The organism is Gemmatimonadota bacterium (genome assembly GCA_026706845.1).
Classification (GTDB): Bacteria; Latescibacterota; UBA2968; order UBA2968; family UBA2968; genus VXRD01.
The window spans coordinates 1-16,707 of sequence record JAPOXY010000202.1 but is presented as its reverse complement, the minus strand read 5'-3'; the positions used below and the strand labels follow the sequence as shown (position 1 = coordinate 16,707).

The window sequence follows — 16,707 nt, the reverse complement described above, 5'->3', positions numbered from 1 at the left end:
CGGATACGCGTACGCGCTGAGCTTGAGCCTCGGCGAAGAACCGGAGTTAAACTCCATAGAGGATGTCGAGAAAATTCTGCGGACACACGGCGAGGTACTCTACGAAGAGGATGAAATAGTCGTCGCAATTATAGGCGAATACGGGTATTCGACTGAGGGAATTTTTGGAAAATTCGAAACAGGGGTCGATTTTCTAAAACCGCTCTTTGGACGGCGCATTTTCTTTCCATCGCGTGCCGAAGGCATTGAAGGCACTGCCCTCTGCCAGCGAGCATATACCCTGATAGTGAGTCCAGAAGGCGAGATATTGCACATCAATCGCTTTCACGACACGGCGTGGTCGCCAGTGGAACCGCGTTGCACGCGCAATTTGATGGCTGAAATTCAGCCCGGACTAACACTGGACCTGCACGAATACGGAGGAGATGGCTTCTGGTTCTCCGCCCGCCACCAGCGCAACGAAAATGATGAAATATGGGAAAAGCGGATGGCAGATGCAATCATTCGGGCAGTTGCCAATTCCGGAGCCAAACTTGCGCCAGAAGGTTATTCGCCCGGATCGTTTTTTGAAACAGGAGAACGCGGCGTATTCTGGTTGATCGCCCAGGAGCGAGGCGAGGGACTGAATCTGGCCGATTACGGAGCGCATCAATACGGTCCGTCATTCACAATTGAGACGGGAATGACCATGCAGGGCGGTTATCAGGAGCGCGTGCAAACGTCCATGCTGGCAGCGCAAACCGCGATCTCAGTTTTTGAAGAACGCTGGCGTTGAGACAATAAAGATTACCCGTGAGGGGAATGGCTTTATGAATTTAATCCAAAAAATTGCATTGTGTGTTTTTGTCGCGCTTATTGCGTGTGGTGGAAATAAACCCACAGAACCAGAAAATGGAGATACTCCCACAGATAGCGGTCTGGATGCACACCGCTTTGACATTACGGAAAATCAGACCAGTGATTTCGGGATGAACACGCCTGGAGGACGCGGGGGCAGAATCATTCGGGTGACAAATCTGTTGGCGAGTGGACAGGGATCCCTCAATGCGGCACTATCTGCATCGGGCTCGCGTATTGTGGTATTCGAAGTGGGAGGGGTAATTGACCTGAACAAAACGCGGTTGAACATCCGCGAACCTTTTGTAACTGTGGCTGGACAAACCGCACCGAGCCCGGGCATTACCATCATTCGCGGTGCCATTTTCATTCAGACACACGATGTAGTTTTACAACATATTCGGGTGCGACCAGGCGATGCGGGCGAAGCAAAAAGAAGTGGATGGGAGCCAGATGGCATCTCCACAGCGGGTGCTGATGCGTACAATATATTGATCGATCACTGTTCGATTTCATGGGCAGTAGATGAAAATTTGAGCGCGTCTGGTCCAAACACCGAGGGACCAGACGCAACTTCTCGTCGCATCGCATTTGTCAATTGCATTATCGCCGAATGCCTGAATGATGCATCGCACAGCAAAGGCCCGCACTCCATGGGATCGCTGATTCACGACTTCTGTCGGGAGATCGCCATCATCGGCAATTTGTATGCCCACAATGCAAATCGCAACCCGTATTTCAAAGCATTTACAACCGGGGTGATCGTGAACAATTTGATCTACAACCCGGGATCCCGAGCGATTCAACTGAGTTTTTCAGATGCCGAATTTAGCGATACCAATCTCGTTCCACAAAATGCGCGTGTGAGCGTGGTGGGCAACGTGATGATTCACGGTGACAATACGCGGTCGGGACTGGCATTGGTGTCCTCAAAGGGCGATGCCTATCTCGAGGATAATATCGCTTTAGATAGAACAGGAGCTAATGTGCCTTTGACCTCGGGCAATATCCGCATTTTGGAAGAGAAACCCATCTGGGGTAACATCACACCATTGCCTGCATCAGCAGTAGTGGAACATGTGGTACAAAGCGCGGGTGCGCGTCCGAAAGACCGCGATGAAATAGATCAGCGTATTATACGCGAGTTTCTCGAACGCAAAGGTCGGATGATCGATAGCCAGCAGGAGGCGGGTGGATATCCCCAGATAAATATGGTCAGACGACCACTGAATATTCCTCCGGATGTGGATGCGTGGTTGGCGCGACTCGCGGCAGAACTCGAAGGAAAATAACCGTTAAAAGAGAAAGGATAATTCATGCAGAAACGAACCCTTGGACGCACTGGTCATCAGAGCACAGTAGCGACCTTTGGCACATTCTCGGTTGGATATGTGGATCAGGACGAAGCAGATCGCGCCATACAACTCGTCCTTGACCACGGCGTAAACCACATCGACATAGCACCGAGCTATGGGCACGCGATGGAACGCGTTGCTCCTTGGATGCCCGACATACGGGACGACGTATTCCTCGGCTCAAAAACAAACTGTCGCACGCGCGACGAAGCGTGGCGGGATGTGGAACAAATGATGAAACGACTAAACGTCGAAAACTTTGACCTGTTCCAACTCCACTCAGTCGGCACCATCCCCGAACTGGACAAAGCCACCGCATCGGGCGGCGCACTCGAAACCCTGATAGAAATGCGCGAACAGGGTTTGACCAGATGGCTGGGCATCACCGGGCACGGGCCTCAGGTACCGAGTACCATCCTGGAAAGCCTGAGCCGCTTCGACTTCGACACCGTCATGTTCCCCCTGAACCCGGCAAGCATGCGAGACGCGAATTATCGCCGGGACGCCGAAGCACTACTCGCCGAAGCAAATGCACGCGACATCGGCATCCAAACAATCAAAATGATCGCACGCGGTGGCTGGGGTGAAAATTCAAAAGACTGCAACACCTGGTACGACCCGCACCGGGAACAAAAAGCCATTGACCGTTCCCTGTGGTGGGTCTTGTCCCAGCCGGTACACACCGCCCCCACTTGCGGCGAAATCAGCCTGTTGCCAAAAGTTCTCAACTCAGCCGAGCGATTCGTCCCCCTCACCCCTGACGAACAGGCCGCCGCCATCGCCGCACAGCGACCGCCCCAGCCGCTTCCCGCACTGGCGATTCCCGAAGTGTGAACCACCCCCATAACCTCTTGCCAGACACACAAAACTTTGGCATCATGAAAAAAGAAAGCGTTGGACTCTGGGCTTTTTTTCTTCTATGGACCAGGCCAGATCTGACGAATAACCATCCTCAAATTGAGAAGGAGTTTATCATGCTCAAGCAAATAGTCGGTGCAATTCTCACTATTGTAGGGGTAGCGGTTGCCATCCACACCGTAGTAGAACCGCTCTATCACGCCTCCAGCGACGGGCAGCCATACAGTCCATTTTGGAACATCTTGAATCTGTTAATGATTCTATCAATCATTCTGGGCCTGATATTCGGATACATCCGCAAGAAAGGCGTCGCTGGTGGCGACGCGATTACCCGCGAATACCTCGCCGCCAACATCCAGTTCTACGGCTTATTATTCGTCGGCATCCTGTTTTTTTGGAACTATTTCAATCTCCACAGTGATGCATTTACCGCAATAGGGGCAGAGACCGTATCCCTCGTGTGGATACTCATCGACGCCAGCCTCCCGCTACTTTTGGGCGCAACGGGCATATCTCTGCTACGCAGCAGCGACGAGTAAAGTGGCGCAACTACTATTCATAGCTGGTGGGGGTGCTCTGGGAGCCTTATTGCGCTACGGCATGTCCATGAGCATACACATCCTGTTCGGACGCGGCTTTCCCTATGGCACGCTCACGGTCAACGTCACCGGATCGATCCTCATGGGGCTCCTTTACGTATGCCTGTCTGAATATATGGACATGCCCTGGCGCGATGGTCTGCTAATAGGTCTCCTGGGGGCATTCACCACTTTTTCGACCTTTTCCATCGAAACCCTGCACCTGCTGGAAACGAACCACCCTGTACTCGCCTTGATGAACATCCTCTTAAGTGTCACCCTCTGCATCGCGGGGTGCTGGATCGGCATTGCAATCGGGCGAGCGCTATAAAGGAATTTATCATACTAAAAAAATGAAATCTGAAAGAACACTCTGACCAATGGCGTGTATAAACAGCACAGACAGAAGACAGTTACAAACCGTTACACAAAGGAGAATTTCATGGTCAAACGCATCATCGCCATTGGCATCATCTTTTTCTGCATCGCAGTAGGCTGGATTATTCTGAGTGCCACCGTCCACATTCGCACAGAGCAACAGGACGACAAGCTCAAAAGTGCTGTGGGGCAACTCTGGGGCACGGCGCAGACCCAGCGAGCACCACAAATCTACTGGCTGGAGCGCGTCACCCATATCGAAACTATCGACGGCGAGTCTGTCTCACGCACAGTAGATGAAAAACATTTCTTGAACCTCAAAGCCAGTCGCATTGAAGTTGACCTGTCTCTGGATCACCGTCGCAAAGGCTTGCTGTGGTATTCCACCTATCAGGTGCAATTCGCAGCCTCTTACACCCTGATCAACCCCACCGACCAGAACCGGCACCTGTCCTTCGACCTGGAACTACCCGCCCCGAATGCAGTGTACGACGACTTCACTTTAACCGTTGACGGTCAATCCATTGCCGAACTCCCAATCCGCAACGGTCATTTAATCCAACCCATCGAACTATCACCCGGACAGGAACTCTCCATTGATCTCTCCTATCACTCCCAGGGCCTGGACCAATGGCGGTACAGTTTTGGGGACCACGTCAATCAGGTATCGGACTTTGAACTGGCGATGCATACGGACTTCGCCGCCATTGACTTTCCCCCAGATAGCATGTCTCCCACCTCAAGGACCCGCGATGGCGACGCCTGGACCCTGACGTGGAAATACAATCATCTCCTCACCGGCATTGACCTGGGAATGATCCTCCCGGCCCGTCTCAATCCCGGACCCTGGGTCGGCAAAGTCGTTGCCGCCGCCCCCATCTCCCTCTTTCTTTTTTTCTTTTTGCTCTTTATCTTTTCCATAGTGCGCGGCCTCGACCTGCACCCGATGCACTATTTCTTCATCGGTGCTGCCTTCTTTAGTTTTCACCTGCTACTGGCTTATCTGGTTGACCACCTGAACATCCACTATGCCTTTGTCCTATCTTCGGCGGTCTCCATTGTCCTCGTCATTTCGTACATGAGGCTGGTCCTGGGCACGCGCCTGGCATTTGTCGAAATCGGCCTGGGACAATTTGTCTATCTCGTGCTCTTTTCCTACACCTTTTTCTTTCCCGGCTATACCGGACTCGCCGTCACCCTCTTGTGCATCACAACCCTGTTCGCCGCCATGCAATTCACCGGCCGCATCGACTGGAACACAGTATTTAATAAGGAATCATCTCAATGAGTATATCAGTAGAGAAAATCGATCTCAACGTCTTGAACATGCATACGCGATTCCCGTTTAAATACGGAATAGCATCGCTCGTGGCATTGCCCCATTTATTTGTGCGGGCGCAGGTCAAAGTCGATGGAAAAACAGAAATTGGACTGGCTGCAGAGGGATTGCCGCCAAAGTGGTTCACCAAAAATCCAGATGCGCCATTTGAATCTGATCTGGATGAAATGCTCACCGTTATTCAAAATGCCTGTGATATTGCCCTGCACAGCGATGCAGAAAAATCGGTATTCGATCTCTGGCAGACGATTTATGCCAAACAGCGCGCGTGGGCCACAACAATGGCCTATCCACCGCTCTTATGGTCATTCGGCGTCAGCATGATCGAACGCGCAGTAATCGACGCCTTTTGCAGGGCAAAAGACGTGACATTTGCACAAGCTGTAAAAGAAAATGCATTGGGCATTCGCCTATCCGATATCCACGGCGAATTGCACGGCAACACCCCCGGCGACCTCTTGCCACACGCGGCGCGGCGATCAATCACCGTGCGGCACACCGTGGGCCTCGCCGATCCATTGACCGATGGAGACATTGCAGACGAAGACCGCGTAAATGATGGCCTGCCGCAGTCATTGGCCGCAAATATCGAAGCCTATCGGTTGACACATCTAAAAATTAAACTGTGCGGCGATGCAGAACAGGACCTTGCTCGCCTTTGGCAAATCGCAGATCTGATGCCCGATCAATGCGCCTTCACACTCGATGGCAACGAACAGTACACAGAAGTCGAACCCTTTAGAAAACTCTGGAACACCATACAAGGCGATACCGTGCTCTCGTCTTTTATGGAAGGACTGATCTTTGTCGAACAGCCACTCCATCGCGACATGGCCCTCAGCACAACCGTCAAAGCCGTATTGACAGATTGGACCGACCGCCCCCCGATGATCATCGACGAATCGGACGGCGCGCTCGACAGTGCAACACAGGCATTGGATTGCGGCTACGTGGGCACGAGCCACAAAAATTGTAAAGGCATTTTCAAGGGCATTGCCAATGCGTGCTTAATAGCCCATCGCCAACAACGCGACCCCTCGGGAACTTATGTCTTAAGCAGTGAAGACCTCGCCAATGTCGGCCCCGTGGCTCTGTTACAGGACCTCGCTGTACTCGCTGTATTGGGCGTAGATCACTCAGAACGCAACGGACATCACTATTTTGCGGGATTGGACATGTATCCCGAAACCATACAAAAACAGGTACTCGCGCATCACAGCACCCTTTATCGCCAACACGCGCGGGGCTTTCCCATTCTAAATGTACACAATGGCACACTCAACGTAGAAAGCGTTGTCGAAGCACCATTTGGTTATGGCTTTGAACTGGACACCCTCCAATTTACCCTCCTTGCGGACTGGACCATAGATGAACTCGCCTGAAAGTTAAAACAATGACCATAGACTGGCACCACATCGAAAAAGAAGTAACGAATTTCTTGCAGCACCTGATTCGGTGTAACACGACCAATCCCCCCGGCAATGAAATCCTGTGTGCAAATTATATTGCCGATATATTGAAGCGCGAGGGCATTGACCCCACGATCACAGAATCAGAACCCGGACGCGGAAATGTCACAGCGCGCTTAAAAGGTGGAAACGCACCCGCGCTCATGCTATTGGGACACACCGATGTCGTCGCCGTAGAACCCGATAAATGGTCGCGCGACCCCTTTGGCGGGGAATTGCACAACGGCTATATCTGGGGACGCGGCGCACTGGACATGAAAAACATGGTCGCAGCAGAACTCATGGTCTTCTTGCTCTTAAAACGGCAGGGTGTGACCCTGAACCGCGACGTAATCTATGCGGCAACCGCAGATGAAGAGGCTGGCAGAGGAAACCACGGCATCGGTTGGCTCATCGATCACCATCCCGAACAAGTCAATGCAAAATACGTATTGACAGAAGGCGGAGGCGGTGATTTTTATGTAAATGGAAAACACTTTTATACGTGTCAAACGGGACAAAAGGGCATTTTTCGATTTCGCCTGCAAGCAAAAGGACGCCCAGGACACGGCTCCCGTCCACACCGCGACAATGCAGTCGTCAAACTCAGCCGCGCCATTGCAGCTTTGGGACAGGCAAAACTTCCCATGCACCCCTCTAAAACACTGCGCGCATTCTTAGAAGGCATAGCAGCGACACAGGACGATGAGACCGCACAACAGTTGCGCCGCGCACTCGATGAGACAGACAGCGAGAACGCATTGCAAAAATTGCCCCTCGCGCCAGATATGATCGCCTCACTGCGCGCCCTATTGCACAACACGATCTCTCCAACAATCCTCGAAGCAGGCAGCAAAATCAATGTCATCCCCGCTGAAGCAACTGCGCGGATCGATGGCCGGCTCGCGCCCGGACAGACCGACAAGAGCTTTGAAGCCGAAATCCGATCCTCGATTGGCGATGAAATTGATCTTATTGTGGACCAGTATAGCCCACCTTTAGAAGCCAGTACAGATTCGCCCTTATATGAAACCATCGTCCAGGTCATGGCAGAACGCGACCCAGACGCCACCGTAGTCCCCGCGCTGATGAGCGGAGGCACAGACGCCAAGCATATTTGTCCGCGTTGGCCCCATGTACAGGTTTACGGATTTATGCCCCACCGACAAGTGCGAGAAGAAAAAGAAATGAATCTGATACACGGGCATAACGAACGCACCTCAGTCGAAAATCTCGTCTTTGCAACGCGCATTTTATACGATATTGTAATGCGATTTTGCCAATCCTCACCGGGAGATAACGCGTGAAAATTCTGGTGACAGATTATGCCTGGGCAAATTTAGACGTAGAAAAAAGTGTCCTGGATGAAATCGGTGCCGAACTCATTCCCGCACCCGATGGCGAAGAAAAAACACTTGTCCAATTGGCGCAGGGGTGCTGTGGCATCATGACCTGCTGGGCGCAAACAACGCGCGCGGTTATCGCATCTGCATTGCCCGATCTGAAAGTAATCGTGCGATACGGCGTAGGACTGGACAATATCGATGTAGCCTATGCAACCAAACAGGGCATTCCCGTAGCCAATGTACCCGATTATTGTTTTATCGACGTAGCCGAGCAAACCATGGCCCTGCTATTGGGGCTTTCGCACAAAGTCGCGCAATTTGATCGGCTCATTCGCAGCGGCACCTGGGATATCCAGGCCGGCTTGCCCCTGCGGCGTTTAACGGGACAGGTACTCGGCCTGATCGGCTTTGGGCAAATTGCGCGCGAGGTCGTTCCCCGCGCCCGGGCTTTTGGGCTACATGTGTTGGCCTACTCGCGGTCTCTGACACCGGAACAAGCGCGCGCCTGTGGCGTCGAATTCGCGGATCTGGACACCCTGCTTCGCACATCGGATTTCGTATCGCTTCACTGTCCATCTACCGATGAAACGCGAGGCTTGATCAATGCCGATAATCTCGCAAAAATGAAGCCAACAGCGTGTTTGATCAACACTTCGCGGGGCGATATTGTCGATGAATCAGCACTACTCGAGGCATTAAAAAATAACACCATTGCGAGTGCTGCCCTCGATGTGCGATGCCAGGAACCGCCCGAAACAGGAGATCGTTTAATCCATACAGATCGGGTAATTCACAGCCCGCACTCGGCTTTTTATTCCGAAGAATCGCTCGTTGAATTGCAAAAAAAAGCCGCCTGGGAAGCGCGACGAGTCCTGACGGGAAAAGCACCCGTGCATCTGGTCAACCCGGAATATGAGAATCAGTAACCAAAGGAGTATCAGTGTGAGCAAACCAAACGTGGGTATTGTGATTCGGAAATCGCTCAGAAAAAAAATATTGAGTGATCGGGATTTGGAGACATTGGAAAGTTTTGCAAATGTGACAATCAACGATGAAGACCGCGATATCGTAGATGAAGAAGCGGCTGAATTTCTGAACGGAATGGATGGAGCGATGACGAGCTGGAACTCGGGAGATTTGACACCAGCAATTCTGGAAGGCGTGCCAACGCTAAAAATTTGGGCTTATGGCGCGGGCACCGTAAAAGGAAAAATCTGCGACGAAGCGTGGGAAAAAGATATTGTGGTAACAAGTGCTGCGCCGGCGATAGCCGATGATGTCGCGGAACTGACCATGGGATTTATGACCATGGGATTGCGCCGGGTATTTTCCCATTCGCGCGCCATGCGAGAAGGCGAAAAAAAACCGGACAAGACCGAATCTCGCTCGCTATATCGGCGCACAATAGGCGTCATCAGTGCCAGCCAGGTCGGGCAGCGCGTAATGCGGTTGTTGCGACCCTATCAGACGCGCATATTGCTCTACGACCCCTTTGTGACGCCAGAGCGGGCGCGCGAGGAATTTGGCGCAGAACTCGCGGACCTGGAGACAATAGCGCGCGAGGCAGAAGTGGTAACCGTTCACGCACCAAAATTGGACGCGACATATCACCTCTGGAATGAAACGCATTTCAAACTCATGCGCGATGACTGCGTATTTATCAACACATCGCGCGGTGCCAATATCGACGAAGCCGCGCTAGTCGCAGAATTGCAAAAAGGGCGATTCTCCGCCTTCTTAGACGTAACCGATCCCGAACCGCCTGCTATGGACAGCCCACTGCGCCGTTTGCCCAACGTGGTCTTAACGCCGCATTGCGCCGGGCTACAATCCTATCGCATCGGCGCACTGGTAGTCGAAGAATTGCGCCGATTTTTTGCGGGTGAAGACCAGCTATTTCAAGTCAAACGAGAAATGTTGGATCGGCTGGCATAGAAAGGATATAATGCAAAAACGCGTAGATTATTTATCCTGGGATGAGTATTTTATGGGTGTGGCCTTGCTATCGGCGCACCGCAGCAAAGACCCCAATACACAGGTAGGCGCATGTATTATCAATGAAAAAAAGAAAATCGTGGGCATTGGATACAACGGATTGCCCATTGGATGTTCGGACGATGAGTTTCCCTGGGGCAGAGAAGGCGATTTTCTCGACACAAAATATCCCTATATCTGCCATGCAGAATTAAATGCAATTCTGAACAAAATCAGCGCAGACTTACATGAATGCACGCTTTACGTCACCTTATTTCCGTGCAATGAATGTGCAAAAGTAATAATCCAGTCGGGCATTCGCGAAGTGATCTATCTGGCGAATAAATATCCGAAATCCGATTCCGTAAAAGCCACCTACCGCATGTTTAACAGTGCGGGGGTTCGCTATCGCGCGCTGGAAGAATATCGAGAGCGCGTTGTCCTTGATTTCAGGGTCTGAGTCATGGCATCTCTGGCATTTCAAGATAGCATCACCAAGGCATTGCCAGGCGCGACCGATTTGAAGCGCGCGCTTGTGGATATTTTATACCGCAGGCAGTTTGGTGCATTGCTAATTTTGGGCATTGACACCAATCAAGCGCATGGGGACAATGTGAGCCAGGTGCTTAAAGTGCTAAATACTATGGCAGAATTTATTCCCATTCCCGATATCTTTCGCATAGCAAAGAACAAACTCGCCGTACTTTTTAATGCCGATGATGCGCGTGTACAGGAAATTCCATCATCTCTGCCTACCGTGATTGCAGAGCAAACAGGACAGCGCGTATCTTGTGGTGGCATCAAAATATCGAGCGAAGATTATGGCCTGCATCCCCAAATGTCCGAGATAATCTTTTCCACTGTCCAATGCGTACTCGCCCGGGCACAACAACATGCGATCCCGCAGGTGGTCTGGTTGACCGAAAAATCTACTGAGGATACATTATCGGATATTTCCCTGAACTTTTTTCGAGAAATTGCGCGTATCAATGCCGCCCTGTTACACAGGATGACACTGGAATCGCGCACAGATTTTCTGACAGGTCTGTACAATCGGCGCGGCTTTGAAGCAGTATTTACCCGAATGGTGCGACGCGCAAATCGCAATGGAAAACCCCTCGCGCTCTACTACATGGATTCCGATTCGCTCAAAGCCATCAACGACGGCAAAGGGCACGACGCGGGCGACCGATTTATTGCAGATTTGGCGCAGGTATTGAGTGACATGCTGCGCGGATCGGATTTGTTGTCGCGGTTGGCGGGAGATGAATTTGCAGCAGTGGTTGAAAATACGTCGAGAGCGCGTGCTTATGCAATAGCCCGCCGTTTGAACCGAGCCGTTGATGAGCGCACGGAAGGCACGATATCCATTGGGGTTTATCACGGCGTACCCGAATCGACAGAAGACGCGCTCAGAAAAGCAGATGCCGCCCTATACCGCGTAAAAAACCGCGGAAAAAATGATATAGAACTGGCTGACCCGGTTTAGAAACCCGAAACGGGGTTGCATCGTCGTATTTAGTGTCCCCTCATCCGCCCGTTCATTTTAAGGAGAAAGTCATGCCAAAAAAGAAACGCTATGGAATGAATAAATACCAGAAAAAAGCAAAAAAGGTAGGCGAACTTCGGTTGCGACGGGAAGATATTCCGCATTATCTGGCACTGGCGGAGAGCGACGACCCGACAGACCGGCACGAAGCCGCTGCCAATTTGTGTCCGTGTCATGTGCGGCATCCCGTACCCGAAATACAGACCGCGCTATTCAGACTCATGGAAGACCCCGACCCAAACGTGCGCGCCCGCGCCTGGCACACGCTGGAAGATGGCGGCGTACCCGACGATCCGAGAATGGATGAAATTTTTGAACGCGCCCGTCAAAATGAAACCGATAAGACAGTCCTGAACTTTATGCGACAGGTGCAAAACGAAAATTACGCGCACAAAGAACGCACCATGCTCAAAGTCGCCGCCCAATCGGAATACGATCAGACTGGCCGATGTGATTTTTGCGGAACAAATGGCAGGGTAAAAACAGATTTTGATACCGAAATACCCGATGGCGGGCAAATGCGCTTTGCATTGGCATGTGAAGATTGTATAGGAAAAAAATGAGTAGGGGCGACCCCCTGTGGTCGCCCGCTTTACCAGAGTGCTAATACAGTTGTATCCCAATTCAACAAAGGATTTTTTTATGATCGAAGGACCATCAGAAATTGAGTATCCGTGTCCCTGGAATTTTAAGATCATTGGCCGCGAAGAAGAACACATGCGTCGGGCGATTGCCGAAATTGTGGGCGACAGCGATTATACCCTGACCTTTTCAAATCAGAGCAGGCATGGAAAGTATCGCAGCTTAAACCTCGATATGGTCGTCCTCGACGAATCCCACCGCCTCAATATCTATGAGGCTCTCAGACACCATCGCAGTATTCAAATTGTTCTTTGAATCCGCCATTCCTTCCTATTTTATCTTGACAATCCACGCTATTTCCTGCACTATTTACAGCTTGCGATCCTCGCTTATTGCGGTGCTATTGTAGTGGAATTAAACAACCACTACGATTGCGAACAAGACCCCACCTGTAGGGCTTCCTATGTACAATTTTAACTTTAGCATGCAGAATATTGAAGATGGTCAGGGCCTGGGCATTGCGCTGACCGGGATGATCATTGTATTCAGCGTTTTGACATTGATCAGTGCATTTATTGTAATATTGCCCAAAATATTGGCTGTTGTCGCAAAAAAATTTCCCGAATCTGCAGGACATCACGGTGTGCCCGTACAGGCTGAAGACGATAGCGCTGCACTGGCCGCAATCGGTTATGTCATGCACATGAGAAGCACGGGTAAAACTTGACGCGATTACTCACAAGAATTTTCAGGTAGCGGATGGATATATTTTACGACTTTTTGCATACAACTGGATTTGCCAACTTGAGTTGGGGCAATGTCATTATGATCGCAATTGGCATTGTATTTATTCACCTGGCGATCACCAGAGATTACGAACCCCTGTTGTTGCTGCCAATCGGTTTTGGCATGATCGTGGGAAATATCCCTGCTATTCCGAGCATGGCCCTCGGCGTTTACGACGAGGGCAGTGTACTGCGCTATATTTACTTCGGCGTGACATCGGGCTTATTCCCGCCGCTGATCTTTTTGGGAATTGGCGCAATGACCGATTTTTCGACACTCCTGTCCAATCCCAAACTGGTACTATTAGGCGCTGCGGCGCAAATGGGCATATTCCTGACCCTGATCGGCGCGCTATATCTGGGCTTTTCACCTTCTGAATCTGGAGCCATCGGAATCATTGGCGGCGCTGATGGACCTACGGCTATTTTCCTATCGGCCAAATTGGCCCCTCATCTTTTGGGCGCCATTGCCATCGCGGCGTATTCGTACATGGCACTCGTCCCGGTAATTCAGCCCCCGGTTATGATGCTATTGACGACCAAACGCGAACGCCTGATTCGCATGCCCGAACCGCGCACACCCTCCAAGCGCGAACGCATCATTTTTCCGATAGCTGGCTTCTTGATTGCAACCTTAATTGCGCCGGGCGCATTGACCCTGCTGGGCATGTTATTTTTTGGCAACTTGTTAAAAGAGAGCATGGTCACAGACCGATTGGCAGAGTCCGCACGCACAGCAATGGTCGATATTGTCACAATCCTGCTCGGCTTTTCCGTAGGTGCCAGCACAGAGGCACAAACATTCTTGACCCCTGATTCGCTTTTGATTTTTGGCCTGGGCGCGCTATCTTTTGCAGTCGCTACGGCCAGCGGCGTCCTGTTTGCAAAATTGATGAACGTGTTGACAAAAGAAAAAATCAATCCCCTCGTAGGTGCCGCAGGCGTATCGGCAGTGCCCGACTCCGCACGGGTCGTGCAGATGGTGGGGCAACAAGAAGACGCACATAATTTCCTATTGATGCACGCCATGGCACCCAATGTAGCTGGCGTGATCGGCTCAGCCGTTGCCGCGGGGATCTTGTGGTCGGTACTGGTTCAGTAGGCTCTGCATTTGTCGAAGGATTTTAATTATGGCAAAGAAAAAAGTAATATTTATGAATACAGCATTTCGCGACGGCTTCCAGTCGGTCTATGGCGCGCGCGTATTCACACCCGACTTTTTACCTGCGGTAGAAGCCGCACGCGAAGCGGGTATCGATTATTATGAAGCCGGAGGCGGGGCGCGATTTCAGTCCCTGTACTTTTATTGCAACGAAGATGCGTTTGCAATGACCGATGCATTCCGAGAAGCCGCAGGACCAGAGGCCAATTTGCAGACCCTGGCCCGCGGCGTGAATGTCGTGGGATTGGAATCGCAGTCGAGCGATATCATCAAGCTGCACGCCGAACTGTTCAAAAAACACGGCATTACGACCATCCGCAATTTTGACGCCCTCAACGATGTCAACAATTTGATCTACAGCGGACAATGCATCGCAGATGCGGGATTGCATCATCAAGTATGCGTGACATTGATGGAATTGCCACCCGGCTGCACCGGCGCACACGACGCGGATTTTTACGAACAAACACTCCGCGAAATTTTAGAAGCCGATATTCCATATCACTCCGTGTGTTTCAAAGACGCCTCAGGTACAGCCGTGCCATCAAAAGTATATGAGACCATTAAACGGGCGCACCAACTGCTGCCCGATGGCACATTTATCCACTTTCACACCCATGAAACGGCCGGGATCAGCGTACAGGCCAATCTGGCCGCGCTGGAAGCGGGAGCCGATGCCATAGACCTGTCCCTGGCACCGTGTTCCGGAGGCACCTGCCAGCCCGATATCCTGGTCATGTGGCACGCGCTTCGCGGTACAGATTACGACCTGGACATCGACATAGAGAAAGTCCGCGACGCCGAAGAAGTATTTAAAGAATGCATGGCGGATTACTTTTTGCCACCAGAAGCTACGGCAGTTGAACCCATGATCCCCTGGAGTCCCATGCCGGGCGGCGCGCTCACGGCCAATACGCAGATGTTGCGCGACAATGGCATTATGGACAAATATCCCGACATGATCAAAGCCATGGGCGACGTAGTCGCACGGGGCGGTTTTGGCACATCTGTCACACCCGTATCGCAATTCTATTTTCAACAGGCATTTAACAACGTGATGTTTGGTCCCTGGGAAAGAATCGCCGAACCCTATGGGCAGATGGTACTCGGCTATTTTGGCAAAACCCCTGTGCCCCCCGACCCCGAAGTTGTAAAAATCGCGTCAAATCAACTGGGACTTGAACCCACAGACCAGCCGCCTCTTGAACGCAATGATGCCGATCCCGAAAAGGGAAGAGAAGCCGCGAAGAAACTGTTGGACGCCGAGGGAATTGAAGCGACGGACGAGCACATCTTCATCGTAGCGACCTGCGGCGACAAGGGAATGGATTTCTTGAAAGGCGATGCCGAAATAGGCGTGCGGAAAATCGAAAAACAGGATGACGCACCCGCGCCAGTTGCCGACGGCGCAGCAGAATACAAGCTACAGGTCAACGGCAAATCCGTGAGCGTACAAATTGACGGCAATATCGCTACCGTAAACGGCACAACTTATACAGTGGATATAGAGGATGCGGTATCTACACAGGAAACAGCACCCACCAATGCCGAACCCGTAAGCGCGCAAATGCCTGGAAAAGTCATTCGGATCTTAAAACACGCAGGAGATCACGTCCAGGCCGGCGAATCGATCCTCATTCTGGAAGCCATGAAAATGGAAGTCCAGATCACCTCTCCAAATGCGGGCACAGTCGTCGAAATGCCCGTCAACGTCGGCGATCAAGTATCCAATGGTCAGACGCTTGCGATGGTGGGATAAAACACCCAGCCTCTAAACCGCCGCGACATCGCCTGCCCAAATCTCACTCACCTGACCATCTGGCTCGCGCAACAAAAGCTGACCGCAGTCGCCAAACCCTGCGAGAATGCCCGTTTTCACATCATCGCCTTCGCCAACCGAAATCTCCTCACCCATATAAACACAGCGATGCTCCCATGCGGTGCGAAGAGCAGGAAAACCCTCGCTTTCCCAGCGATCAATCCAGGGAACAGTGGATGAGAGCACTTGTTCGAGCACTTGTTCAAGATCGTACTCCCATCCCGTTTCAAGACGCATAGAAGTAACGGGGCGATCGATAAGAGCCGCAGTCGTCGCATCCATATTCACATTGAGACCAATACCAATGACAATCGCCGTACCATCGGGCTGTTTTTGATCGCTGCGCTCGAGAAGCATACCGCAAATTTTGGCGCCATCGATCAAAACATCGTTGGGCCACTTGGTCTGCGCACTCATACCATAAGTTTTCAGCGCATCGGATACACCCAGAGCAATGGCAATGGGAAGAGAAGTAAGTTGGGAAAATGCGGCTCTTGTAATGAGAAGAAAGGAAAACGTCAAATTCTCATTAGCCTGCGCGATCCATTGACGCCGATAACGTCCCCGTCCCGCTGTCTGCTCCCGCGCAGCGATGACAAAGCCAGAGGAAAGCTTCTCACCTCGATATAGACGCTCGAGAAGATGCGTATTGGTCGAAGCGAGTTGATCGTGCCATTCGGGAGGTAGAAAATTCATA

18 protein-coding genes are annotated in these 16,707 nt (G+C 51.6%); 17 read left to right on the top strand and 1 reads right to left on the bottom strand.

Features of this window, described 5'->3' with window-relative positions; translation table 11 throughout:
• From OXG87_18415 to OXG87_18335, 17 genes are all read left to right on the top strand, one after another.
• Positions 1 to 775, top strand: a 775-nt coding sequence (locus OXG87_18415; protein MCY3871528.1) for a hypothetical protein, incomplete at its 5' end; no start/stop codon positions are given.
• A gap of 34 nt (positions 776 to 809) precedes the next feature.
• Positions 810 to 2,129 carry a right-handed parallel beta-helix repeat-containing protein gene (locus OXG87_18410; protein MCY3871527.1) on the top strand — a complete coding sequence of 440 codons (1,320 nt, stop codon included), beginning with the start codon at positions 810 to 812 and terminating at the stop codon, positions 2,127 to 2,129.
• Positions 2,130 to 2,153: 24 nt separating this feature from the next.
• Complete coding sequence (locus tag OXG87_18405; GenBank protein ID MCY3871526.1) at positions 2,154 to 3,026, top strand: aldo/keto reductase; 873 nt, start codon at positions 2,154 to 2,156, stop codon at positions 3,024 to 3,026.
• 140 nt (positions 3,027 to 3,166) lie between these two features.
• Entirely contained in the window at positions 3,167 to 3,589 is a 423-nt protein-coding gene (locus OXG87_18400) for a hypothetical protein (GenBank protein ID MCY3871525.1), read from the top strand.
• A 1-nt stretch (position 3,590) separates the two neighbouring features.
• Entirely contained in the window at positions 3,591 to 3,959 is a 369-nt protein-coding gene (crcB, locus tag OXG87_18395; GenBank protein ID MCY3871524.1) for a fluoride efflux transporter CrcB, read from the top strand.
• Between the two features lie 111 nt (positions 3,960 to 4,070).
• Positions 4,071 to 5,294 carry an inner membrane CreD family protein gene (locus OXG87_18390; protein ID MCY3871523.1) on the top strand — a complete coding sequence of 408 codons (1,224 nt, stop codon included), beginning with the start codon at positions 4,071 to 4,073 and terminating at the stop codon, positions 5,292 to 5,294.
• Positions 5,291 to 6,727 carry a hypothetical protein gene (locus tag OXG87_18385; protein ID MCY3871522.1) on the top strand — a complete coding sequence of 479 codons (1,437 nt, stop codon included), beginning with the start codon at positions 5,291 to 5,293 and terminating at the stop codon, positions 6,725 to 6,727. The genes OXG87_18390 and OXG87_18385 overlap by 4 nt, the downstream gene beginning before the upstream one ends.
• Positions 6,728 to 6,738: 11 nt before the next feature.
• Complete coding sequence (locus tag OXG87_18380) at positions 6,739 to 8,100, top strand: M20/M25/M40 family metallo-hydrolase (protein MCY3871521.1); 1,362 nt, start codon at positions 6,739 to 6,741, stop codon at positions 8,098 to 8,100.
• The gene (locus OXG87_18375) at positions 8,097 to 9,065 is read left to right on the top strand and encodes a C-terminal binding protein (protein ID MCY3871520.1); all 969 of its coding nucleotides are present in this window, start codon (positions 8,097 to 8,099) and stop codon (positions 9,063 to 9,065) included. The genes OXG87_18380 and OXG87_18375 overlap by 4 nt, the downstream gene beginning before the upstream one ends.
• A 16-nt stretch (positions 9,066 to 9,081) precedes the next feature.
• The gene (locus OXG87_18370) at positions 9,082 to 10,074 is read left to right on the top strand and encodes a hydroxyacid dehydrogenase (protein MCY3871519.1); all 993 of its coding nucleotides are present in this window, start codon (positions 9,082 to 9,084) and stop codon (positions 10,072 to 10,074) included.
• A gap of 10 nt (positions 10,075 to 10,084) precedes the next feature.
• Positions 10,085 to 10,573, top strand: a complete 489-nt coding sequence (locus OXG87_18365; GenBank protein ID MCY3871518.1) for a dCMP deaminase family protein — start codon at positions 10,085 to 10,087, stop codon at positions 10,571 to 10,573.
• Positions 10,574 to 10,576: 3 nt separating this feature from the next.
• Entirely contained in the window at positions 10,577 to 11,602 is a 1,026-nt protein-coding gene (locus OXG87_18360) for a GGDEF domain-containing protein (GenBank protein MCY3871517.1), read from the top strand.
• A 71-nt stretch (positions 11,603 to 11,673) separates the two neighbouring features.
• Positions 11,674 to 12,225 carry a HEAT repeat domain-containing protein gene (locus OXG87_18355; GenBank protein ID MCY3871516.1) on the top strand — a complete coding sequence of 184 codons (552 nt, stop codon included), beginning with the start codon at positions 11,674 to 11,676 and terminating at the stop codon, positions 12,223 to 12,225.
• A gap of 79 nt (positions 12,226 to 12,304) precedes the next feature.
• Positions 12,305 to 12,559: a DUF493 domain-containing protein gene (locus OXG87_18350; GenBank protein ID MCY3871515.1), complete on the top strand. Its 255-nt coding sequence runs from the start codon at positions 12,305 to 12,307 to the stop codon at positions 12,557 to 12,559.
• A gap of 148 nt (positions 12,560 to 12,707) precedes the next feature.
• Positions 12,708 to 12,971: an OadG family protein gene (locus OXG87_18345; GenBank protein ID MCY3871514.1), complete on the top strand. Its 264-nt coding sequence runs from the start codon at positions 12,708 to 12,710 to the stop codon at positions 12,969 to 12,971.
• A gap of 32 nt (positions 12,972 to 13,003) precedes the next feature.
• Positions 13,004 to 14,131, top strand: coding sequence for a sodium ion-translocating decarboxylase subunit beta (locus tag OXG87_18340; GenBank protein MCY3871513.1), 1,128 nt, complete (start codon positions 13,004 to 13,006; stop codon positions 14,129 to 14,131).
• 28 nt (positions 14,132 to 14,159) lie between these two features.
• Positions 14,160 to 15,950 carry a biotin attachment protein gene (locus OXG87_18335; protein MCY3871512.1) on the top strand — a complete coding sequence of 597 codons (1,791 nt, stop codon included), beginning with the start codon at positions 14,160 to 14,162 and terminating at the stop codon, positions 15,948 to 15,950.
• Between the two features lie 12 nt (positions 15,951 to 15,962).
• Here OXG87_18335 and OXG87_18330 read toward each other — a convergent pair.
• On the bottom strand, positions 15,963 to 16,707 hold a 745-nt coding region (locus tag OXG87_18330), incomplete at its 5' end, for a biotin--[acetyl-CoA-carboxylase] ligase (protein MCY3871511.1).